The sequence below is a fragment of the Rheinheimera gaetbuli genome, from assembly GCF_054781935.1.
Genome location: NZ_BAAGTL010000028.1, coordinates 88,832 through 109,853, shown reverse-complemented (window position 1 = coordinate 109,853; position 21,022 = coordinate 88,832). Strand labels below are relative to the sequence as shown.

At 48.2% G+C, this 21,022-nt stretch carries 21 protein-coding genes; 13 read left to right on the top strand and 8 right to left on the bottom strand.

The annotated features are described in order from the left end of the window. Positions 1 to 24: 24 nt before the first annotated feature. The gene (locus ACYVIC_RS16905) at positions 25 to 930 is read right to left on the bottom strand and encodes an EamA family transporter (protein ID WP_460861842.1); all 906 of its coding nucleotides are present in this window, start codon (positions 928 to 930) and stop codon (positions 25 to 27) included. Positions 931 to 1,117: 187 nt separating this feature from the next. Between ACYVIC_RS16905 and ACYVIC_RS16900 the strand changes: the two genes are divergently transcribed. The 5 genes from ACYVIC_RS16900 to ACYVIC_RS16880 all read left to right on the top strand — a co-directional run bounded on the left by ACYVIC_RS16900 (position 1,118) and on the right by ACYVIC_RS16880 (position 4,194). Then, positions 1,118 to 1,354, top strand: coding sequence for a ribbon-helix-helix domain-containing protein (locus tag ACYVIC_RS16900; protein WP_460861840.1), 237 nt, complete (start codon positions 1,118 to 1,120; stop codon positions 1,352 to 1,354). After that, positions 1,347 to 1,637 (top strand): type II toxin-antitoxin system RelE/ParE family toxin, encoded by a 291-nt coding sequence (locus ACYVIC_RS16895; RefSeq protein ID WP_460861838.1) that lies wholly within the window; start codon positions 1,347 to 1,349, stop codon positions 1,635 to 1,637. The genes ACYVIC_RS16900 and ACYVIC_RS16895 overlap by 8 nt, the downstream gene beginning before the upstream one ends. 67 nt (positions 1,638 to 1,704) lie before the next feature. Beyond that, complete coding sequence (locus ACYVIC_RS16890) at positions 1,705 to 2,133, top strand: nuclear transport factor 2 family protein (protein ID WP_460861837.1); 429 nt, start codon at positions 1,705 to 1,707, stop codon at positions 2,131 to 2,133. 115 nt (positions 2,134 to 2,248) lie between these two features. Further along, a complete protein-coding gene (locus ACYVIC_RS16885) occupies positions 2,249 to 3,565 on the top strand; it encodes an AAA family ATPase (protein ID WP_460861836.1) in 1,317 nt (438 codons plus the stop codon). A gap of 20 nt (positions 3,566 to 3,585) precedes the next feature. After that, positions 3,586 to 4,194 carry an HNH endonuclease gene (locus tag ACYVIC_RS16880; protein ID WP_460861834.1) on the top strand — a complete coding sequence of 203 codons (609 nt, stop codon included), beginning with the start codon at positions 3,586 to 3,588 and terminating at the stop codon, positions 4,192 to 4,194. Between the two features lie 93 nt (positions 4,195 to 4,287). Here ACYVIC_RS16880 and ACYVIC_RS16875 read toward each other — a convergent pair whose 3' ends face one another. Next, a complete protein-coding gene (locus ACYVIC_RS16875; RefSeq protein ID WP_460861832.1) occupies positions 4,288 to 5,931 on the bottom strand; it encodes a response regulator in 1,644 nt (547 codons plus the stop codon). A gap of 200 nt (positions 5,932 to 6,131) precedes the next feature. Between ACYVIC_RS16875 and ACYVIC_RS16870 the strand changes: the two genes are divergently transcribed. Next, positions 6,132 to 6,440 (top strand): DUF6482 family protein, encoded by a 309-nt coding sequence (locus ACYVIC_RS16870; RefSeq protein ID WP_460861830.1) that lies wholly within the window; start codon positions 6,132 to 6,134, stop codon positions 6,438 to 6,440. Here ACYVIC_RS16870 and ACYVIC_RS16865 read toward each other — a convergent pair whose 3' ends face one another. Together ACYVIC_RS16865 and wecA are read right to left on the bottom strand one after the other, a co-directional pair. Continuing rightward, a complete protein-coding gene (locus ACYVIC_RS16865; RefSeq protein WP_460861829.1) occupies positions 6,441 to 7,607 on the bottom strand; it encodes a polysaccharide pyruvyl transferase family protein in 1,167 nt (388 codons plus the stop codon). A gap of 24 nt (positions 7,608 to 7,631) precedes the next feature. Continuing rightward, entirely contained in the window at positions 7,632 to 8,708 is a 1,077-nt protein-coding gene (gene wecA, locus ACYVIC_RS16860; protein WP_460861828.1) for a UDP-N-acetylglucosamine--undecaprenyl-phosphate N-acetylglucosaminephosphotransferase, read from the bottom strand. 188 nt (positions 8,709 to 8,896) lie between these two features. Between wecA and ACYVIC_RS16855 the strand changes: the two genes are divergently transcribed. The 5 genes from ACYVIC_RS16855 to ACYVIC_RS16835 are packed head-to-tail and all read left to right on the top strand — an operon-like array spanning position 8,897 to position 13,611. Continuing rightward, the gene (locus tag ACYVIC_RS16855; protein WP_460861827.1) at positions 8,897 to 9,952 is read left to right on the top strand and encodes a glycosyltransferase family 4 protein; all 1,056 of its coding nucleotides are present in this window, start codon (positions 8,897 to 8,899) and stop codon (positions 9,950 to 9,952) included. Continuing rightward, complete coding sequence (locus ACYVIC_RS16850) at positions 9,945 to 10,706, top strand: WecB/TagA/CpsF family glycosyltransferase (RefSeq protein ID WP_460861825.1); 762 nt, start codon at positions 9,945 to 9,947, stop codon at positions 10,704 to 10,706. The genes ACYVIC_RS16855 and ACYVIC_RS16850 overlap by 8 nt, the downstream gene beginning before the upstream one ends. A gap of 25 nt (positions 10,707 to 10,731) precedes the next feature. Then, positions 10,732 to 11,634 (top strand): glycosyltransferase, encoded by a 903-nt coding sequence (locus ACYVIC_RS16845; protein ID WP_460861823.1) that lies wholly within the window; start codon positions 10,732 to 10,734, stop codon positions 11,632 to 11,634. After that, positions 11,634 to 12,920, top strand: coding sequence for an O-antigen ligase family protein (locus tag ACYVIC_RS16840; RefSeq protein ID WP_460861821.1), 1,287 nt, complete (start codon positions 11,634 to 11,636; stop codon positions 12,918 to 12,920). The genes ACYVIC_RS16845 and ACYVIC_RS16840 overlap by 1 nt, the downstream gene beginning before the upstream one ends. Then, on the top strand, positions 12,904 to 13,611 hold the full coding sequence (locus ACYVIC_RS16835) for a hypothetical protein (protein ID WP_460861820.1): 708 nt from the start codon (positions 12,904 to 12,906) through the stop codon (positions 13,609 to 13,611). The genes ACYVIC_RS16840 and ACYVIC_RS16835 overlap by 17 nt, the downstream gene beginning before the upstream one ends. Here ACYVIC_RS16835 and ACYVIC_RS16830 read toward each other — a convergent pair. From ACYVIC_RS16830 to ACYVIC_RS16815, 4 genes are all read right to left on the bottom strand, one after another. Continuing rightward, positions 13,598 to 14,932 (bottom strand): O-antigen ligase family protein, encoded by a 1,335-nt coding sequence (locus tag ACYVIC_RS16830; RefSeq protein WP_460861817.1) that lies wholly within the window; start codon positions 14,930 to 14,932, stop codon positions 13,598 to 13,600. The two genes, ACYVIC_RS16835 and ACYVIC_RS16830, sit on opposite strands and share 14 nt — an antisense overlap. A 110-nt stretch (positions 14,933 to 15,042) precedes the next feature. Continuing rightward, on the bottom strand, positions 15,043 to 15,480 hold the full coding sequence (locus tag ACYVIC_RS16825; RefSeq protein ID WP_460861816.1) for a hypothetical protein: 438 nt from the start codon (positions 15,478 to 15,480) through the stop codon (positions 15,043 to 15,045). Continuing rightward, a complete protein-coding gene (locus tag ACYVIC_RS16820) occupies positions 15,467 to 17,446 on the bottom strand; it encodes a bifunctional diguanylate cyclase/phosphodiesterase (protein WP_460861815.1) in 1,980 nt (659 codons plus the stop codon). Before ACYVIC_RS16820 ends, ACYVIC_RS16825 begins: the two co-directional genes overlap by 14 nt. Before the next feature lie 84 nt (positions 17,447 to 17,530). Beyond that, on the bottom strand, positions 17,531 to 18,136 hold the full coding sequence (locus ACYVIC_RS16815) for a transglutaminase-like cysteine peptidase (RefSeq protein WP_460861813.1): 606 nt from the start codon (positions 18,134 to 18,136) through the stop codon (positions 17,531 to 17,533). 470 nt (positions 18,137 to 18,606) lie between these two features. On the opposite strand from ACYVIC_RS16815, the gene galU reads away from it, so the two are divergent. Together galU and ACYVIC_RS16805 are read left to right on the top strand one after the other, a co-directional pair. After that, on the top strand, positions 18,607 to 19,572 hold the full coding sequence (galU, locus tag ACYVIC_RS16810) for a UTP--glucose-1-phosphate uridylyltransferase GalU (protein ID WP_460861812.1): 966 nt from the start codon (positions 18,607 to 18,609) through the stop codon (positions 19,570 to 19,572). Positions 19,573 to 19,676: 104 nt separating this feature from the next. After that, positions 19,677 to 21,020, top strand: a complete 1,344-nt coding sequence (locus ACYVIC_RS16805) for a UDP-glucose dehydrogenase family protein (RefSeq protein WP_460861811.1) — start codon at positions 19,677 to 19,679, stop codon at positions 21,018 to 21,020. Positions 21,021 to 21,022 lie beyond the last annotated feature (2 nt).

The window sequence follows — 21,022 nt, the reverse complement described above, 5'->3', positions numbered from 1 at the left end:
GGCGCCGCGGCGCCTTTTTTATGCTCAGTTGCTAACTTTAAGCTTTGCTTGAGCAGAGGTCGGTACTATAACGGTGGTGCGCTGCCCCAGCCACACCCCAAGTAATACCAGCGCCATTCCGGCACTTTGCAGTAATGTCAGTTTTTGTTGCAGCACCAGTGCGCCCAGTACGGTAGCACTTAGCGGGCTAAGCAGGCTAAGTGTAGTTACGGCCGCCGCCGGCATTTTCATTACCCCGCGCAGCCAAAACACATAGGTTAAGCCGGTGCCAATTAACCCCAGCCAGATATAGCCCAAGGCGTTAGTCAGGCTAACTTGGGTCGGCAAGGTTTCAAACAGCAGAGCCAGCGGTAATAAAAACAGGCCACCGGCTGTCAGCTGCCAACTGGTTAATACCATAGCGCTGGCTGGCGGCAGCCATTTTTTTGTCAGTAAAGTACCGCAAGCCATGGCAAAGGCACCTGTAGCCGCAGCAGCTACGCCGATAAAGTCCAGTTTTGCTGCCGGCCCCAACACCAGCATGGCGACGCCGGCTAAACCACACAGTGCGGCAATCCAGCTTAATATGCTGGTTTTGGCATTCAGCACTGCCCAGCCCAGTAGCACCACCACCAGCGGTTGAATGGCACCAACTGTCGCTGCCACGCCGCCGGGCAAACGATAGGCAGCGACAAACAGCAGCGCCTGAAAGATGCCGATGTTCAGCATGCCCAGCAGAAAAATTTTGCCCCACCAGCCTTTAGCCGGCAGTTGGCGCAGACACAGCAACATTAGTAAGCCAACCGGCAGGGTGCGCAGTGTGGCAGACAGCAGCGGTACATCGGGCGGCAGAAACTCCGTGGTAACCAGATAAGTGCTGCCCCAAATTAATGGTGCTGCAGCGGTTAAACCAATATCAAACCAGCGGGCTGGCGGTACGGCTGAATTCATTGAACAACTCCTGAAATAAGCGGATTAAGAAAAACTAAGCTAAGTGCTTGTTGCAAAACGCAGGCACTGTAAAAGCTCAACTTAGCTTAAGGTCAACAGTTTTATATGACCGCACTTAAAAATTGCACACCGGTTAGTCGTGGTGTATTTTTGATGCAGTTATGCACCAAATGCAAAGGTGAACGTTATGACCCGTCAGAGCATTACCCTGAGTCAGCCAAATGATGAATGGCTGCAGCAACAAGTGAGTGAAGGCGCTGAGTACAGCAGCAAAAGCGAGCTGATAAACGAGCTTATCCGTAATGCCCGTCGTGCCGAGGCAATTAACCAAAAACTGGCTTTGGCTGAGCAAAGTGGTTTTACCAGCCAAAGTGCAGAAGATATTTTGCAGGAGTTTAAGCAAGGCTTAGCTAAGCATGTATGAGGTGCGGCTGTCTAATCTGGCGAAAGAAGATTTGCGGCGCATTTATTACTATGGAGCAGAGCGTTTTGGCCAACAGCAGGCGGATCATTACTTTTATGCGTTTTTCAGCATGTTTGAACAAATTGCAAATAATCCATTTTTGTATCAATCGGTAGATCATATCAGGCCAGGCTATCGCCGCTGCCTCTGTGGCGTTGACAGTATTTATTACCGCATCGACGGTAATACGGTAGATATTATGGCAATACTTGGCTCGCAGGATGTGCAGCCCTGGTTACGTTAGCGGACATATTGTGTGCTAGCTTAGCCAATAACAAAAACGAACAACAATAACCAACAGGGAATAGACAATGAAAACCAGCCTACTACTTGCCTCACTGTTACTTACGCCAAGCTTAGCCCTGGCTGACGACAAAGCCGAACTTACAGCCCTTTTAGCCGAATTTTTAGACGGCGCCACCCGCAACGATGCGGCTATTCATAATAAATACTGGGCCGACGAGCTGATTTACACCAGCTCTGGCGGTACGCGTTTTGGTAAAGCCGAGCTGATGCAAAGTGTGACCAGCCGCGGCATGTTAAAGCCAGAAGAGATAGACACCGTGTATAGCAGTGAAGATGTGCGCATTATGCAATACGGCGATACCGCAGTGGTGGCCTTTGTACTGGTAGGCAGGTCGGGCGTCGATACCAAGCGCTATTTAAACAGCGGTACTTTTGTGCGCAAAAATGGCCAATGGCAGGCGGTAAACTGGCAGGCGACGATTAAACCGGAATAGAATTCCCAACGCTTTGATCAGAATATTTATTCCTCTAGTTGTTGGAATGTTTGGAAGAGTCATTGAGGGAGCTGTAGTATAGTATTCCTAAGAGCAATTTAGGTAAGCAGACGGTATGAGAATTGACAGTATTCGAATGACAAACTTCCGTTGTTTTGACGAGGTTGAGTTTGAATTTGATCCCAATATGACGTTGGTCATTGGTAACAATACTGCGGGAAAAAGCTCGTTGCTAGATGCGTTAGCTGTCGCTCTTGGCGGCTTTATGTTGGGTATTCCTGCACCAATGAAAAATAAAACTGTTGCTTTACAGTCTCATACAAGAGCTATAGCGAAAGACGATATACGTCGGGTATTTGCAAAAAATAGAGAGATTTCTACACCTGAAATACAGCTATATTGTTCTGTTTCCGCCGTTGCAACTATTGCTACAGCAAATGAGCCTAACACTCTCGAGTGGCACAGATTTATTAAGGGTGTAAATGGCAGGACAAATAATAGTCGTGCAGCGAAAATGCGTGATTATGCCACTCAGTTATATAAGAACGCCGTTGATGGTGTAGGCACTTTACCGCTGATTGTATATTACGGTACTGGAAGATTGTGGTCTGGAATGAAAAACTCAGCAAAACTTGCTGAGGCTAATACAGCTTTAGGTTATTACTACTGTTTGACGCCTGATCAACAAAACAAAATTTTGCATGAGTGGATAAGGCATTTTGCTGAAATTGAGTTTGTGAAAGGCTCTCACTCACCAGCCCTACGTGGTGTCTACTCAACTATTTGCAGTGTCTTACCTGGTGCAGTTTCCGCTTATTTTTCACCACCTCATGGTGAGGTCTTTGTTGAATTTGAATCGGGTGAGAGTTTTCCTTTTTCTCTCTTAAGTGATGGTCAGCGTAGCATGGTGTCACTAGCAGGAGACATGGCAGTGAGGTGCGCTCATTTGAATCAAACTTTGGGTTCAGAAGCGGCTAGCCGAACAACAGGTGTTGTGCTTATAGACGAAATTGACCTGAATGTGCATCCTTCATGGCAACAAACCATATTGCCAACCTTGCAAAGGTGTTTTCCTAGTATTCAGTTTATTGTCACTACACACTCTCCTTTCATTATCCAATCATTGGAAAAAGGCAGTATTATCAATTTAGATGAGCACCCCATTCATAGGGATGTTTTGACTTTAACCAAAGATCAGGGGATTGAAGAAATAAGTGAAGAAGTGATGGGGGTTGAACACACAAATCATAGTGTGTGGTTTCAACAAAGGGTTGAGCTCGCAACAAAATATTATCAGCTTCTTGAGAGCGGTAAATCTGAGTCTGACCAAGAAGTTAAAAAACTATCCGAGCAGTTGGATAAGATAGAAGAGCGGTTTATTGATAATCCGGCTTGGTTGGCATTAATGCGCACAGAAAGAAAGGCTTGCTGAAAAGTTAAGGACGTTTGACAATGAGACCAGTTCAAAGACCTGCTTGTCCGATAGTTCAACCTAGACAGTATAAGACTTACCTTGACTCATTGCTTCAAGTGTTTGGAGCCTATTGCAGTTATTGTGAGCGCCCGGATAAACTTGATGTAGAGCATGTAACACCCACAAGTAAAGAGCCAACACTTGAGTTAGATTGGAACAATTTACTGCTTGGATGTCCTCGTTGTAATAGAGATTTTAAAAAATCTAATAATGATAATCGAATTGGGTATTTATGGCCTGATACAGACAATACTTTTCATGTATTTAACTATTTACCTGATGGTAGAGTTAAAGCAGTAGCCGGCGCCTTTTCAGCTCAGGCAGAGGCTTTGGCAGAGCTGGTGAAACTTGAAGACAGTGCCCACCAGTCAGTACTGAACTTGGGAAGACGGCGCGCTTTTAAAATAGCTAATCATATGTTGAACAGGTATCGAACGGGAAGTGCCGACATTAGTGAGGTTATAGATAATGCAGAAGCAGGTTTTTGGTCCGTTTGGATGACAGTCTTTTCAAGTGAGCGATCAGTGGTTGATGCGCTCACCGATAGTCAAAATTTTCCGGGTACCGCAAGGAGCCATTTCATTTAAACGAAAAACAGTTAACCATATGCACGTAGCAACGTCGTTAGTGCCTGTGCGCCGGCGGCTTGTTAAGCCTGCCGGCGTAATTGTATTTCCCGGTTACTCTTCTGCCTCTTTACTGCGCGGCCTCAAATCAGGGTGTTGCTTTAATACTTCAGTAAGGTATTTACCAAAGCGGGAACGGTTGTCGTCGTTTAGCTCGCTTTGGCTAAGCAGCTTAATCGCAGCGCGGCAGTAGCGACTTGTTACCTCATTTAACACGGCCCCCTTGCTCATTGCCTGCAGAATATTCAGTGCCAGAGTAGGGTTAGTGGGCATGTGGTCGAAGGTTTCACCAAATAAATCCACCGCCCGGCTGTACTGTCCCTGCTGATAAGCGTAACTTGCTTCGTTGTTAATTTGTTTAATTTTTACCTTTAGCTCGTCGTGGCGTTTTTGTTCGATGTTTTTCATAATACGCTGTGTTTCTGTCAGCATGTCATCATCTTTTAACATAGTCGCCATCTGTTCTATATAGTGTTGGCTGGCGTATAAATCACCCAGTTCAAAATAGGCCTTGGCAGCGTCCAGGGCTGAATCTGTGGTGGTGTGCTCATCTTTATTAAGCGGCACTTCACGGATCATTTTACGCGCTTTAGGCAGCTCACCCCGCGCAGCGACAATGCGGGTTTTTAACAGTGCGGTTTCACGTTGATGTTGTTTTACATCAAAACGTTTTGGCAAAGCGCTAACCAGCCGCTCGGCATGGCCTAACATGACTGCGCGCTCAAGTACGTTTACGCAATAGGATTGATCAATAATTGCGCGTGCCTGGTTCAGGTAGTTATCGACAGTGTCGTGGCTGGAGTGGCGGGCCTCAACAACAAGACGGGCACAAATGCGCACTGCGGCGGCTTTGTCATCGGTTATCGATGCCAGATTAGCCAGGGCTTTTTGCCTGGCAATATTTTTGGGTGATAACAACACCGCCTTTTGCAATGTTTCGAAAGCTTTTTCATAGCGGTTGTACTTAATATATAGCCGAGCCAGCCAATCCAGTGCTTCAACTTTAGTTTCGTCAAATTGAGTTAAATCAGCCAACTGTAGCTCGGTATCTTCCCAGCGATCCTGGTAAAAACATGAAACAGATAACCCCAGCCTGGCCCAGTTTAGCGTTTTTTGTGCGCTAAGCTGTTGGTAAAAAGCTTCAGCTTCAGCATAACGTTGTAGCTTCAACAATAATTCACCTTTGATACGGCAAGCGGCAATGCTGTGGTCATTATCCTGGCGAATTACACTGTCGCATTCGTCCAGTGCTAATACGTAATCGCGCTCATAAAGGGCGTAATACACTTTACGCAGCCCTATACGACTTTTAATAGCTCTGACTATCCGCTCTTCCAGCGCCGGAGCCGAAAAGGGTTTTAGCAGGTAATCATCCGGTTGCAGCTCTATCAGGCCATGCACGATCTGGCGCTGGTTTTCAGCGCTAATAATAATGAAACAACATAGCGGGCTTAATAAACGTTCATTTTTCAGCAGTTCAAACAGCTGATAGCCGTCTTTACCATCGCCAAGGTTGATATCGCACAGGATAAAGTCGAATGGAATTTCATAGCATTTGGTAATGGCTTCATTGGCATCGCGTGCCAAATGAATTGCATCAAAGCCCAATTGCTGGGTCATGCCTTTTATAGCAGCGCGAACAGGCGCACAGTCGTCAATAATCAGTAACTGTTTACAACGGAAAAAGCTGGCGTCCATAGCGACACCCTAAAACTACGTGTACATAGTCGGATACTAGAGTATGCCAGCGCCGAGGTAAAGCATGTCGCCATTGCAGCAACTAAAAGCGCTATGGGCTAAAGCACTATTACAGATAGCCGCAAATATCAGTTTTTAATGAAAACTGTTTTGCACTGTAGCGCGTAGTTAAATTGACCATTTTAAAAAGGAGGCAAATTATGCCATTTCATCGTGTTGAACATTTAAACCATCAGGATGTCCGCATTGCCGAATTGACCATTCATTCGTTTGAGATGGGTGTTTACCTGGCAGAAGCCGATTACGACGGCCGTAAAGCCTTTTTGGTTGACGAAAATAACAAGCCGCAACGTTTTCTTAGTATCGATGAGGTTAAACAAGCGTTGGATCGCTGCACCATATACAAGGCGTATTTAGTGCATCAATCGGCATATGACGAAATGTGCGGCGGCGCAGACAAGGGCGACAACACCTTAAAAGTGCCGCTATTTGTGTCCGGTGTGGCGTAATTAATCTGTGCTGACTGCCTGATACAACTGTTGCCACATTGCGCTATTTTGTTGTTTCAGCGCAGCGCCATGCTGCTTTATTTCTGTTTCAAGTAAGGCTTTGCTATCCAGCAGATGTTGCAGTGCGCTGAGTAAGCTTTGCTCGCTAAGTTTGGCCACGCAATAATCGCCCATGCCGAAATCTGACATCATGGCATGGTATTTATGGCTCCAACTGGTGGCAATACAGGGCACGCCCTGACTTAGCGCGTTTACCGCACCATGAAAACGTGAACTTATTGCAAGTGTAGCCTTACCGATAAAGGCTTTTACGGCCAAGGGATCTTCTATCTGCACTATTTGGCATGGTGCTTTGGCAGCGATCTCTTCGCATAGCTGAGCATCTTCTTTACCTTCATGATTTACCAGTACGCATTGAATGCCTTCTCCAGCCAGTTTGTTCGCCGCAGCGGCGAAGGCGGCAACGTAGTCGCTGCGCTGCTGCTCGGCAGCGGCATGGTTAAACTTCGATACCACTTTGTTGTTTGGAATAAGTGCCGCGTAAGGGCCGTCAATTAATGGCATGTCGTTATTGGCCCGGGCAGTTAAACTGATGGTAAAGTCCGGCGTTAGCACGACAGAATCGGGCAGCGTTGCCATACAGCTTTGTAGGTGTTGTAGCGACACAGGGTCACGCACAAAAATTAGCCGGGCATGGTTAATAATATCGCGCATCGCCGCTTTACTGTCCTCAGAGTTAAACGGGCCGAAGGCTTGCGGCATAAACACAAAGGGCTTACCAGCGTTGGCAAAACGCACTACTTCTTTGGCGGTATTCTGTAAAAAGCGCAGTGGCCATTGGTCGCCATAGGCAAAACCGCTGGCTTCCAGTATCAAATCAACCTGGCTCTCGCTTACCATGCCATAGCGGTTAAACAGCCGTTGTAGTGCGCCAGGCAATTTCCCAATCAAGGGGGTTAAATCCAGGCCGCCGCGGCGCAACGACAGTTTTTGCCAAGCCCCTAAACGGGCCCGTTCTACATAAGGCAGGTTAGGGCCGGGTGACAGCACTAATTCAACCGGTTGCTTCAGGCCTTTTAAGCCTTCTAAAGTAGCCAACAGCATTAAATAGGCGCCTTTATTACGAAACTGTACACCCTTTACTTCAACAAAAAGCGGTTTGGTCATATGTCACCTGAAATGCGTACGGGATTATTTAATGGATTTGAGCTGGCGTCGTTGCAACCTATGTTGTCGCAGGTGCGAGACAATGCGCCAGACATGGTTTAATAAATACAAATAGACGACAAACAACAGTAAAAACAGGGCCAGCATTACAACATCCGGTATTAAAAGGTACTCGCCTATAATGCCGATGCAGGCAAAAATACAGGCTAAAGCTGTTATCAGCAGCAAAGATTCGCGGGATGTTAAGCCCAGACGTAACGAAATATGATGCAGATGTTCACGGTCAGCGACAAACGGCGACTGGCCCTTGCGTATTCGTCTTAGCATAATTGCCACCATATCCATTAACGGAATGGCGATAATCCACAGTGCCGTTACCGGACGAAAGCTGGCGCTTTCGCTTTGGGTACCAACCAGCAATAACCAGATCACACTAAGACCAATTAACATACTGCCGGCGTCACCCATAAAAATACGATAACCGGGCAACAAATTAAGGTTACAGGCCAGGTAGGGTAGCATGGCAAGCACCAGCAACAATGCCAGGCTGGCGTATGCTTGTTGGCCCCACAACGACATAAATATAGCAATACTGACAAAGCTAACCAGGCTAAGCATGCCCGCTAAACCGTCGATACCGTCGGTCATATTAAACGCATTAATGGCGGCTATTACGGCAATCAGTGTAACAGGCAGGCCTAACACGCCAAGTTCAATAACACCAAAACCAAACAAGTTGCCCAAGCTGGATAAATGCAGGTCCAGGCTGTAAGTCATGGCCAGTGCCACCAGCGTTTGCACTGCCAGCCGCAGCTTAACGCTAAGATCCAGATAGTCGTCAAATACCCCCAGCAACACAATAATGCCGGTACAGCCCAAAAAGTACAGCGGTTGTAACGTGGTGTCGGCAAATAACAGCAGCGCAATTGCTAAACCACAGTAGGTAGCAATGCCGCCAATTAGCGGTACAGCACCCTGATGTTGCTTACGCCCCCGTGGTATATCTACCAGGCCAAAGCGCACGGCAATAGGCCGCAACACAACAATGGCAATACAGGCACAGATAAAAGCGCTGACATACAACAATAAAGATTCGTGCATTATCTTGTCCGTTTTTGTCTGGCGCAAACTGTGGCTGCAGTCTATGGCATCATTCAGCCGGGCGTCAGGGAAAATAAGTTATTAATATTAACCGTAGCTTGAGCGCAATGCGCTATAAACTAAGTGTTTTTTTCTCTAACAACACGTATTGTACACAGCCGGTACGGCTGTCAGGATGAAATTTCAGCGTGCAAACCAATAAGCCAAACATTTTAATCGTTAGTAATATGGGCGCTAAACCTTCGGCTCCGTTTCAGGGCAAGTTTGTCCACAACCAGGTGTGGGCATTGGCACATCTGAATCCTGCTTATCATTATATGCGCTGGCATAGTGACTCTTTGCTGAATAAGCTACTGAAGTATCCTGTGTTTTTGCTGGATTTTATCTGGTGTTTTGTATTAAGCCGGCGCCGTTTTGATATCGTACATGTGCATTATTTTTACCCCACCATCTATCTGGCGTTACTCTATCGCTGGCTGCGCAACCGCAACGTAAAAATAGTAGTTACCTGTCACGGTAGTGATATTTATTTGTATCAACCACCGGGTAAACTCTATCGCTGGTGCGCCACCAAAGTCGATCAATGGATTTTTGCCAGCAAAGCGCTGAAAAAGCAGTGTAGTTTAGCGCAAAAGCGCGCTTTGGTGCTCAGCGCCGGCATAGCAGAACTGTACGGCCAGGCTGAACAACTGAGCTGGCAGCAAAAAAGCATTGATCTTCTATACGTTGGTAGCCTGGACATCAACAAAGGGATGGATCGTTTGCTGGCGATGTTACCGGCTCTGGCAGATAAAAAAGTGGTGATTGCAGGCGGCGGCCCGATGCTGACACAATTGCAACACGCCGCCAGACAATTTCCGAATGTGCTGGTAGTCGGTCCAAAAGACAGCAATGCCTTAAAGCAGTTGTACAGTCAGGCACGTTGTTTTATCAGTTTGTCACGCCATGAAGCCTTTGGCCTGGTAATGGCAGAGGCGATGGCCTGTTACACGCCGGTTATTGCAACCGCTACCGACGGTGCTGCAGAGCAGCTGCAGCAGGGAGTTAACGGCTATATCGTTGAGCAGCACGCTAATGAGCAGCAGACGCAGGCAAGTCTGCTGCAGGCAATCGATCATTTGTATCAGGCCGTACCGCAGTACCCGGCCATGCAATTGGCCGCCCGCCAAAGCGCAGGGCAGTATTTGCTTAGCCATATTGCCCGGCAGTTACAGCAGCTATATCAGGAGTTAGCGGATGAGTAAGGCAACAGACAATACGGCGTCGCAGCTGGCATTGGCCGCAGTACCGCAGGTGCAAGTTGGGCCGGTGCACGTAGCGGCATTTAACGATATGCAGCAACTGCTTGAGTGTGTTCTGCCTGATGAGGGTGGCGTGTTTGGCGGCTGCGCTATTGCCATTAATCCGGAAAAAATCCTGTCGGCTATGCGCGATCAACAGCTGTCACACATTATTGCCGCTGCCGATATACGTTATGCCGACGGCATAGGTGTGGTTAAAGTGATGCGCAAGCGTCTGGGAAAGCGGGTGCAGCGAATTCCTGGCTGCGAACTATGGCAACAATTAATGCTTCGTGCCGCCTTGCTAAACACGCCGGTGTTTATTGTCGGCGCCCGGCCCGAAGTTAACCAGCAAACAGCGGCCAAGCTGCTGGCGCAACAGGTTAATTTGGTCGGCGCGGTAGACGGATATTTTAACGATGAGGCGGCGCTTATTGCGCAAATTAAACACAGTGGTGCCCGTATTGTCAGTGTGGCAATGGGGTCACCCAAGCAAGAGCTGTTGATCCAGCGCATTCGCGCAGCGCACCCAAACTGCTTTTACATGGGGGTGGGCGGCACCTATGATGTGTTTACCGGTAATGTAAAACGGGCGCCGCCGCTTTGGTGTAAGCTGAATCTGGAATGGGCCTACCGTCTGTTACTGCAGCCCAGCCGCATTGGCCGCCAGCTGGGCCTGGCACGTTATGTTTGGTGGTATTGGACCGGTAAAATCTGAGGCAGATAAATAACGATGAATAACGATGAATAACATAACGAAACCGCCACTGATCAGTGTCTACATGCCAACTTTTAACCGCGCCCAGATGGCAATATGCGCCATTGAATCGGTACTGGCGCAGAGCTACCCGAATATCGAATTGCTGGTTGTCGATGATGCCTCTACCGATGATACCTGGGCAGTATTAACCAACAAATATATTAACGAAGAGCGTATCCGCTTTTTCCGCCAGAGCAAAGGGCAGGGAGCCTGTGCTGCGCGCAACCGTGCTATCGGTGAGGCAAAGGGCGACTTTGTCACCGGTATCGATGATGACGATGAGTTTTTACCAAACCGTTTAACCAGCTTGTATCAGGCCTATGATGACAAATACAGTTGTGTCTGCAGCGGCTATATCTGGGATTATGGCTCAGTGCAAAAAACACTGTATGCCAGCCGCGATGTTGTTAACTTAACCCAATTGCTGGACTTACACACCTTGTCAAATCAGGCGCTGGTAAAGCGCGAACGCATGTTGGCCCTTGGCGGCTTTGATATCACGCTGGCAGCGTTTCAGGATTACGATATGTGGGTCAGAGTAGTGCAGGCATACGGCCCGGCACTGCGTATTGCTTCGCCAAGCTACAAAGTAAATGTAGGCCATGAACTGGGGCGCATTACCAATTCACCAAAGCGGCTGGATGCACACAAGCAGTTTGTTGCCAAACATCGCGTACACATGAGCGAACGCAACTTACACAATCAGATGTTTTACCGCCAAATGATGCAGCAAATGCCAATGCCATTAACAGCCTTGATCAGCAGCGCCCGTTATGGCTTGCTAAAACTAAAATGGCGCTATTACCTGAAGCACAAATTGGGTGTGTTAAGCCGTTGGCGTATCAGATTATTAAGTAAAGGTATTGGCGGAATGTTTAAAAAGTAATGCATATAGCCCTTAGCAAGCTTAGCGGGCAGCTCGGCGCAGATAAGCTGCTATGCCTGCTTATACCCTGGTTTTTGCTGGTAGATTGTATCAACGGTGCCCTATTGCAATTGTACGGTAACAGTTATGCGCTGGCGCCGCTGTACAAACTGACGTTGCTGCTGCTGATGGCATACAGCATAGCCAGGTTGCAGCCTAAATGGCTGCTGGCCATATTGTTGGCGTTGTTGCTGTTGTTAGCCGGCCCGGCACTGCACTGGCCACAGTTTACAATGCGCTGGATGATAGCCGATATTCAACTGGCCGTTAAAGCCCTTAGCCCGCTGTTGGCATTAGCCTATTTGCTATTGCTACAACAGCGTCAGCCACAACAGGCAGCAAAGCTACTACACCACAGCTTGTATATCAGTGCGGCAGTATTGCTGGTTAATGCGCTGGCGGGCTTGGCCGGGCTGGGGTTTAGTGCTTACCAACCGTTAGAAGGCGTGGCGCAGTCTTTTTTGGGTATTAAGGGCTTTTTTTACTCTACCAATGAATTGTCAGCCGTGTTGCTGGTTATCGCCGGTGGTTTGTTAGCACTAAGCTGGCAACAAAATAAAGTGCTTTATATATTACTAAGTGGCGCCGCTTTGGGGCTGGCGTTAATGCTGCTTACCAAAACCGGTTTGTTCGGCATAGTTATGCTGGTGGCGTTAATTCCGTTGCTAATGCAAGATGCCGTATTCTGGCAGCGCCAGCGCCGTGTCATTGCTATGCTGGCGTTTATGTTACTGTTGCTATGTATAGTGTTGCTGTTAAATGGTGAATACCTGCTTAAACTGCTTGGGGTGTACGACAAACTTAGTTTTGTCTACCAACAGCGTGGTATCAGCGGCATAGTGCTCTCGTCACGCGACTACTATGCTGGCCGCATCTGGCAAACCGCAGCCGATAACTACCCGGATTGGCAACGTTTAGCCGGGGTAGGTCAGGGTGCTGTTGCCTTGCATCTAAAAAAACACTTTGCTGAGCTGGACTGGTTTGACTTGCTGATATTTCATGGCATAGCAGGCCTGCTAACCTTTGTGCTGGTTTTTGTATTGTTTATCCGTCATAGCTGGCAGCAGCGCATAAGTGGTATCGGGCGTAGTCTGCTGCTGCTAAACCTGTTACTGCTGCTGGTGTCGTCGCTGGCCGGCCACGTAATAAGCTCTGGTATGGTATGGCTGCCATGGGCACTGTGCAATGCCTTGTTGTTACATGCCAGCAATATCAGGCTCAGGAGCGCAAATGAAAGATATACTTGAACCGTTAATGTTTCCGCACAACCTAATGCTTTACGGTTTGTTGCTTGCCTGCCTGTGTTATCGCAAAAAAGGCCTGTGGCTGTTGCTGATATTTTATTATCTGGCTGGTAATAGCTTTGTTGCTAATCAGGTGCGTGCCTGGTACAGCAATAGCCACCATGTTAGCCATAGCGTTAACGCAAACAGTAGCGTGTTGGTGCTGGGTTGTGGTGGTTCAGATAGCAGCTTACCGGCTTGCGCCAAAGCGCGGTTGCAGCACCTGTCACAGCTTATGCCTGACGGTGGCAGCGTAATATTAACAACCCGTTATTGTCAGCCATATATCGACTACTTGCTTAGTATGCCGGGCAATTTTGCAATTAACTGCTTTGCCGGTGGTGACAATACCTACCAGGAGTTCAACACTATAGCGGCAGTGTTGCAAGCCAGGCCGGATTATATCCTTACCAGCGATTTTCATGCCTGGCGGGTGCAGCAATTAGTGCGCTATCATGGTTTTAACAGCAAGGTACTGGCAACATCAAGCCAGACATTCCGCCGGCTAAACTGTGGCTACAACTGCTTTATCACGGTAAACCTGACTAACTTTGATTTTTACAGCAAGCTAATGGCTGAGTTTGCCAGCTACGGCGTCTTTATGGTCACCCGACGCTGGAGTCACTGGCATGCACAACCGTCTACCGGCGGCTAGGCTGTGATTCATTGCTGTTGTGATACGCCAAATGGCTAAGGGTTAAAATGGTGACAAACAGCAACGCATTAGCCGGCGCCTGCAAGCTAAAATCTACCGTACTGTGGAGCAACATATGCAGGTTTGCCATCATAGCACCAAAAGCAACGCCTTTATAAAAGCGCGTATTGCGCCGGCGCATGGTTTGCAGACACAACCACAATGCATACAGTTGCCAGGCGCCTAATATCAGGGTAATCGGTATGCCTAATTCTACGGCAAATTGCAGGTAATCATTGTGTGCATGGTCGTAAAAACCGGTATATACGCCTTGCTGGTACGCCGGAAACACCGTGTAAAAACTGCCGGCGCCGCTGCCGGTTAGCCAATGCTGTTCCAGCAACGGCATACTGTGTAGTACAACCTCATCGCGGCTCTCACCGGCAAAGCTGGTTTCTTCCAGCCGTTGCTTTACTTTTTCTACGCCAAACATGGCACCAACAATAATTAAATCTAATACAAAAATACTCAGCACCAGCGGCTTTAATAAACGCGGTGGCTTTTTATAACACAATATGGCCAGCAAAGCAGTGATGGCCAGCGCGACAAAAAATGCACTGTTACCCATGCGCGAGCGGCTTAAAATCAGGCCAATTACCATTACCACTACCGCCAGGCGTAACAGCATCTTGGTACTTAGTAAGGTACCCAACGCCTCACGCAGTTTGGCCTTGGCATTGCCGCGGTGTTTTTCGGTTGCCAGCTCACTGATGATCCAGCCAATAGCCAGGCTAAGGCACAGCGCCAGATAATTAGCAAAATGGTTCTGATACACAAAGCTGCCGCGGGCGCGGTCGCCTTCGGCAACACCGAATATTGGCGATAACTCCAGCCCGGCAAGGTTTATCATGCTGCCGTAGGTTGCCTGCAGGGTGCCACTGATTACAATGGCCAGTACCAGCGTCTGCATACGCGATACGCTATTAATGTAATGACATACCAGCCAGATAAACAACAGCAAAAACAAGCTGCGCTGCGCTAACATCAAGCTATGATAAGGATCGGCCGAGCCAATGCCCGGTACAAGCTGTAGCGCTTGCAGCAGCATATAGCCGGTAACAAGGGCTGGTACGGCTAAAAAAAACGTCATCCAGCGGGCGCGTAGTAAGGGCATGCTATGGTTAAAAGCATTAACGCAATGCAGCACAACACCCAGTGCTATCAGGCTATGTAATACCGACCAGGCCCAAATACGGTTAGAACCCAGCGGAATAGGTGCCCAAATTAAGATCAGGGCTAAAAATAGCGGCATAAAGCGGCTTAAAGTGGTTTGCGTGGTCATGCTGATATTACTGCTGGCTGTCCGTAGTCAAAGTAGATTAAACACACTTAACAAAGCAAATAATAAAACAAAAAGGGCCAAAGGCCCTTTTTTAAACAGTGATATGCTGCTTAGTTACCAGATACGGTACCGCCACCACCACCACCGCCGCCACCGAAGCCCGGTGCGCCAGGTGCTGGCAGAGAAACAGGTGCCACTGAACCAAAAGCAGGTGCAATAGACGTTGGGCCAGCAGCAGTTTGCGTATCAGCCACAACCTGAGCAACTTGTGTCGGGTCAACACCCTGGCCAACAGCAGCTGTCAAAATAGTATCAGCGTCAACACCCGCTTCTGCAGCGGCTGCTAAAATAGCGTCGATAACAGACTTATCACCGTTGGCAGCTGCAATTGCATCAGCAATCAGCTGGCCTGCATTTTGTGGTGCAGCAGCAAGTTGTGTTGTTAAGTTAGTAGCATCAAACTGTGCAGGTTCCTGTGCAAATACTGCGCCTGAGCACAATAACATCGTGCACGCGGTACCCAGCACCAGAGCTTTACGAAGCATCATAGGTATCTCCATTGGGGTTAAGTAATTGGGTAAGAGTATAGGGGATTTTGTTTTTGCTGACATCTTCTTTTTTGCTTAAAAGGGTAAAATTTGTTATTTCATTGACGGCAAAGCCCTGAAATCCGTCTATATTCAATAACTTAAGTTTGTTTATGAAACTTTTACTTTCAAGGTGAGTTGTTAACACTTTTATGCCAACACTATGGCAGATTTGTGTCAAAGTGCTGATAATAAACCGGTTGTTATCCAGATCCGCAGAGGTTGAAAAACTGGCATCAAGTTTAACATAGTCGATGTCTAAGTTTTGAATATGACGCAGTGAGGTTAAATTGGCACCAAAACGCTCAATTACTACACTTATGTTACGCTTCTTCAGTTCGGTGATAAGCCGGACGCACTGCTCGGGCAATTGCAATAAGCAGCTTTCTGCAATTTCTACCAGCATGGGTGGCAGCTGTGCTGAGAGTTGGTCAAGCTGCTGCAACAACCATTGGCTGAGTGACGTGCTTTGCAATACAGCAGAGCTGATATTCAGCGCCACAGCGCCGCCCTGCAGTTGCTGAAGGTTATCCAGACTAAACTGTAACATTTGCTGCTCCAGTTCATCTGCTAACCCCAGTTTTTGCGCCATGGCCAGCACTTCCAGCGTAGACAACTGTTGCTGGTCTACCACAAAGCGCAATAAAGCCTCGGCGTACAATAACTGGCCGTTGTTATCTACTACCGGTAACAACAGCAGCTGCATATGCTTGCTGGTTTGGCCGCTGTTTAACAGGCGTTGTAACAAGGTTAGCCATTGCTCACGGCCCACAGCTGCTACTTCAGTGGTTTTAGCGTCGACATGCCAGCTGTTTAGCATAAACAACGTGTCCTGCGTTTGCAGACTGTCAAGCCGGGCCATCATTTTATCAAAGGCTTCGTTCGGTGTGACCAACAGGCTGACAGCACTGGCAAAACCATTGTAATAACGCGCACTGTCATGGCTTTGCATTGCTTGTTGCAGCTGCTGATCTGCAGCGCCAGCTTGTTGTCGGGTCAAGGTGCCAAGTAAGATAAATTCTGAGCCGGATACGCGGTAGGCTTCAAGCTCCGGATGCAGTTGCTGTAACAGTGTGGCGGCCTGCTTGACGTAGTCATCGCCACTGGCAAAACCCAGCTCGGTATTAACCTGCGCTAACGAATTTAACGTGATCATCGCCACATACAGGTCGTTGTGTGCTTGTTTGGCGTCATCGCGCAGTACCGCTAAGCGCTGCTGCATGGCTCGCCGGTTTGGCACGCCGGTAAGCGGGTCAAGATAGGCTTCTTTTAGCAGTTGCTCAGCCTGTTGGCTTTGTTCGTTAAATACCTGGCTTATGTTGCGCACCATAATATCTAACGCTGACATCACCGTGCGTAACTCCCGGGTATGGCTGCTACTGTTGTTCTGCCGAAACTCTTTGCGGGTTACTGCTTTTGCCTGTTCAGTGATCAGGTTAAGTGGGCGCAGTACCGCCCGTAAAATAATATGAATGCACAAGGCAGCCAGTAAAAACAACAACAATGACGACAGGGCATTGCTTTTAGTTTGCTGCCACAATGTTTGCTGAGCCAAGCCGGTGTGCGAGCGCACAGTCAACTGCCCCAGGCTTATCCAGCCATCGCCAATGTCGCTTTGCATCAGCGGCGCAGTAAGCACAAAGCGATTAACAAACCACAGTGGCACATCAGCTTGTTGCTGTTGCTGCAGGTTAAGCAGCTCTTGTTGCTCGTTGTTAACAAAGCGGATTTGCTGGTAATAACCAGAGTCAAATAAACTGCTGGCCAGGGTGTGCACCAATACCAGGTCGTTGGCGTCACTGGCACTAATGGCCAGGCCCAGATTGTGGGCGGCGTCGCGGGCATGAGAAGCCAGTTGTTGGTTCAAATAATCGCGCATGGCATAAGTGCTGTTTAGCAGGCTGGCGGCGAAAGCAAAAAAAGTCATACAGATGATTAGCGCATAAAACTGCGACCGTAAAGAAATTCCGTTCTTAAACACGCTTATAACGTCCTTGTAATATTTGGTTGCCTATTTATCATGTTCTATACGTTCAAGCAACTGTTTCCATTGTGATACACCAGAGCTGTTTTCTACTTTGGCGCCTAACCCCTGCGCTTTTGCCATCCAGACACCGCTGGCATTAAACGCATATACCGGCCGTAAATCGGTGCGTTTATTGGCTGGCATAATAGTGGGGTTAATATTGTCCAGTACCAGTGGATACTGGCCGGGTTTTTCGGTGTAGGTAAGCACCATGTGTGGCTCGTCCCAGTTCAGTGCCCGCACATACATCAGCCGCAACTTGCTTTCGTCTACGCCCATAGCGCGCAGGGTAAAGTACTTTAAAATGACATAGTCTTCGCAATCACCTGCGGCTGTTTGCAGGCTTTGCAATGGCGTAGCCCAGTAATCACTTTTACCCCAGTGCGCAATGTCTAGCTTGTAAGCCACCTGGCGGTTAGCAAAGTCGTTGGCTTTGTGTAGCTTTTGCCAGTCGCTGCTGCCGCGGGCATCATTTATCAGCTGTTGCCATAGCTGCAGCCGGTTTAATGCATTTTCGCCATAGTCAGCCAGCGTAGTTTGCAAAATCTGCGGGCTAAGGCTAAAGGGTTCACTGCGGGTTAACACTGCCATACTGCACAGTGCAGCACAAAAAAACAGCAAAAACGTTAATGTACGCCTTGGTAAATAAGGCGCAACAAAAAAATTTAATCTTGGTAACGTCAAACTGCAGCTTATGCGCAATATGTAACAGCCTTTGGTAATCAACCACTTATATGGCAAGACTATAGCTGTTGCGCCTGCGCTGTGCAATTTGCAACCGACAAACGTCAGCAAAATGTCACAAAGCAGCGGTAAATTAGCTTTGACATTCTATGTTGTGTACGTAAAATTGCAACGCTCGACAGGATGCAGTACCCGGTGCCATGGATGAATGCCTTACCGCTTCACGTATTTCCTCGTTGTTTTGCTATTTTACCTCTGCATTGCTAACAAGATGTTGAAATCTTGCTTTTGCTGCACTTGTTGCAAAGGTGTTATTTGTTGTGTTTTTTATGTGTTTACACTGATTAATTGGATATTTAGCTTTTAAGGACTCTTCTATGTCATCTTCGTTATCTGCAGGCTTACCTAATCGCATTACTAAAGCGGTTATCCCGGTAGCAGGTTTAGGCACCCGTATGTTGCCTGCCACCAAAGCGATGGCAAAAGAAATGCTACCGGTAGTAGACAGGCCGCTAATCCAATATGTGGTGCAAGAAGCGGTAGCGGCGGGCATTACTGAAATTGTATTGGTAACCCATTCATCTAAAAACAGCATTGAAAACCATTTTGACACCAGCTTCGAGCTTGAAGCCACGCTGGAAAAACGGGTAAAACGGCAGCTATTAGAAGAAGTACGTGCCATAGTGCCAAAAAATGTCACTATTATATCGGTGCGTCAGCCGGTAGCGCTGGGCCTGGGGCATGCCATTTTATGCGCCCGCCCGGTGGTGGGTGACAACCCCTTTGCCGTGTTGCTGCCAGACGTATTAATTGATCAATACCAGTGCAATCTGAAAAAAGACAACCTGGCCGCCATGATAGCGCGCTTTAACCAAAACGGTGTCAGCCAGATCATGGTAGAGCCGGTGCCACACGACATGGTAAACCAATATGGCGTGGTAGATTTAAACGGCACTGATTTGGGTGCAGGTTGCACGGCAAAAATTCACGATATGGTCGAAAAGCCCGCCGTAGAAGACGCGCCAAGCAACTACGCCATTACCGGCCGTTATGTATTATCTGCCGCCACCTGGGATTTACTGGAATTTACCCCGCCAGGCGCCGGTGATGAAATTCAGCTTACCGATGCCCTGCATCAACTGCGCTTATTAGAGCAACTCGAAGCCTTTCGTATTGTAGGCAAAAGCCACGACTGCGGCACCAAGCTGGGGTTATTGCAAGCCAATATGGAATACGGCTTGCGCCACCCAACACTGGGCGCACCGCTGCGGGCCCATATGCATAAGCTTATTAGCGAACCGCTTAAAAAGGTTGAGCTGGAGTTAGCAGTAGCACAGTCGTAATATAGCCACCTGGTTTTAGAAAAGCAGCTAATGAGGGTTTGCCGCTAAGCGCAGGTAAATACCTCGTTGGCATGCTGGTATAGCAATTTTAAGGAAGACGCGTCGTGAAAGTAACAGTATTTGGTATTGGTTATGTAGGCTTGGTGCAGGCGGCAGTATTAGCCGAAGTGGGCCATCAGGTAATGTGCGTCGATGTAGACCAAAAGAAAGTAGATAACCTGAAAAAGGGCGTTATTCCTATTTACGAGCCCGGTTTAACACCCTTAGTAGAGCAGCACTACACCAATGGTAGCCTGCAGTTTACCACCAACGCCGAAGACGCCGTTGCGCATGGTGAGGTACAGTTTATTGCTGTGGGCACACCGCCAGATGAAGACGGCAGCGCCGATTTAAAATATGTACTGGCCGTAGCAGAAACCATCGCCCGCTTTATGAGCGAGCCTAAAGTTATTATTACCAAATCAACCGTGCCGGTTGGCACCGCCGACAAGGTCACCGCTAAAGTACAGCAAACCCTGGCCAGCCTGAATAAAGTTGTCGATTTTGATGTAGTGTCTAACCCTGAATTTTTAAAAGAAGGCGCCGCGGTAAACGATTGTATGCGCCCGGATCGTATTATCGTTGGCACATACAACGACAAGCCGGTTGACCTGATGCGCGAGCTGTACGAGCCTTTTAACCGTAACCACGACAAAATGGTGTTTATGGATGTACGCAGCGCCGAGCTTACCAAGTACGCGGCAAACTGCATGCTGGCGACCAAAATCAGCTTTATGAACGAAATGGCCAATCTGGCAGAAATTCTCGGCGCCGACATTGAAAACGTGCGCAAAGGCATTGGTTCTGACCCACGTATCGGCTACCACTTTATTTACCCGGGCTGTGGTTACGGTGGCAGCTGCTTCCCTAAAGACGTGCAAGCCCTGATCCGCACCGCTGAAGGCGAGCAGTACCAGCCAAAAATTTTGCAGGCGGTAGAAGAAGTAAACAACCGGCAAAAATTCAAGTTGCCCGGCCTGGTTAAACAGCATTTTGGTACCGACCTGGCAGGCAAAACCTTTGCGCTTTGGGGGTTAAGCTTTAAACCTAATACCGACGACATGCGTGAAGCCAGCAGCCGCACCCTGATTAGCGAGCTTATTGCCGCTGGCGCCACCATTAAAGCCTATGACCCGGAAGCAATGGAAGAAACCCAGCGCATCTTTGGCGTGCGTGACGATGTTGAGCTGGTAGGCACCAAAGAAGCCGCGCTTAAAAATGCCGACGCCTTAATTATTTGTACCGAGTGGCAGCAGTTCAGAGCGCCCGATTTTGACCTGATTAAGCAGCAGCTGAAAAACGCCGTTATTTTTGATGGCCGCAATATGTTTGACCCGGCCCGGTTAAGCAAAAAAGGCTTTGTTTACTACGCCATTGGCCGCGGCGAAAGCGTAAAAAAGGTTAACTAATA

Bases quoted from the DNA above. Each gene is read 5' to 3' on its own strand.
- ACYVIC_RS16905 (WP_460861842.1), bottom strand. From the start codon at position 930: ATGAATTCAGCCGTACCGCCAGCCCGCTGGTTTGATATTGGTTTAACC.
- ACYVIC_RS16900 (WP_460861840.1), top strand. From the start codon at position 1,118: ATGACCCGTCAGAGCATTACCCTGAGTCAGCCAAATGATGAATGGCTG.
- ACYVIC_RS16870 (WP_460861830.1), top strand. From the start codon at position 6,132: ATGCCATTTCATCGTGTTGAACATTTAAACCATCAGGATGTCCGCATT.
- ACYVIC_RS16845 (WP_460861823.1), top strand. From the start codon at position 10,732: ATGAATAACATAACGAAACCGCCACTGATCAGTGTCTACATGCCAACT.
- ACYVIC_RS16835 (WP_460861820.1), top strand. From the start codon at position 12,904: ATGAAAGATATACTTGAACCGTTAATGTTTCCGCACAACCTAATGCTT.
- ACYVIC_RS16865 (WP_460861829.1), bottom strand. From the start codon at position 7,607: ATGACCAAACCGCTTTTTGTTGAAGTAAAGGGTGTACAGTTTCGTAAT.
- ACYVIC_RS16830 (WP_460861817.1), bottom strand. From the start codon at position 14,932: ATGACCACGCAAACCACTTTAAGCCGCTTTATGCCGCTATTTTTAGCC.
- wecA (WP_460861828.1), bottom strand. From the start codon at position 8,708: ATGCACGAATCTTTATTGTTGTATGTCAGCGCTTTTATCTGTGCCTGT.
- ACYVIC_RS16825 (WP_460861816.1), bottom strand. From the start codon at position 15,480: ATGATGCTTCGTAAAGCTCTGGTGCTGGGTACCGCGTGCACGATGTTA.
- ACYVIC_RS16850 (WP_460861825.1), top strand. From the start codon at position 9,945: ATGAGTAAGGCAACAGACAATACGGCGTCGCAGCTGGCATTGGCCGCA.
- ACYVIC_RS16885 (WP_460861836.1), top strand. From the start codon at position 2,249: ATGAGAATTGACAGTATTCGAATGACAAACTTCCGTTGTTTTGACGAG.
- ACYVIC_RS16890 (WP_460861837.1), top strand. From the start codon at position 1,705: ATGAAAACCAGCCTACTACTTGCCTCACTGTTACTTACGCCAAGCTTA.
- galU (WP_460861812.1), top strand. From the start codon at position 18,607: ATGTCATCTTCGTTATCTGCAGGCTTACCTAATCGCATTACTAAAGCG.
- ACYVIC_RS16880 (WP_460861834.1), top strand. From the start codon at position 3,586: ATGAGACCAGTTCAAAGACCTGCTTGTCCGATAGTTCAACCTAGACAG.
- ACYVIC_RS16820 (WP_460861815.1), bottom strand. From the start codon at position 17,446: ATGACTTTTTTTGCTTTCGCCGCCAGCCTGCTAAACAGCACTTATGCC.
- ACYVIC_RS16895 (WP_460861838.1), top strand. From the start codon at position 1,347: ATGTATGAGGTGCGGCTGTCTAATCTGGCGAAAGAAGATTTGCGGCGC.
- ACYVIC_RS16840 (WP_460861821.1), top strand. From the start codon at position 11,634: ATGCATATAGCCCTTAGCAAGCTTAGCGGGCAGCTCGGCGCAGATAAG.
- ACYVIC_RS16815 (WP_460861813.1), bottom strand. From the start codon at position 18,136: ATGGCAGTGTTAACCCGCAGTGAACCCTTTAGCCTTAGCCCGCAGATT.
- ACYVIC_RS16875 (WP_460861832.1), bottom strand. From the start codon at position 5,931: ATGGACGCCAGCTTTTTCCGTTGTAAACAGTTACTGATTATTGACGAC.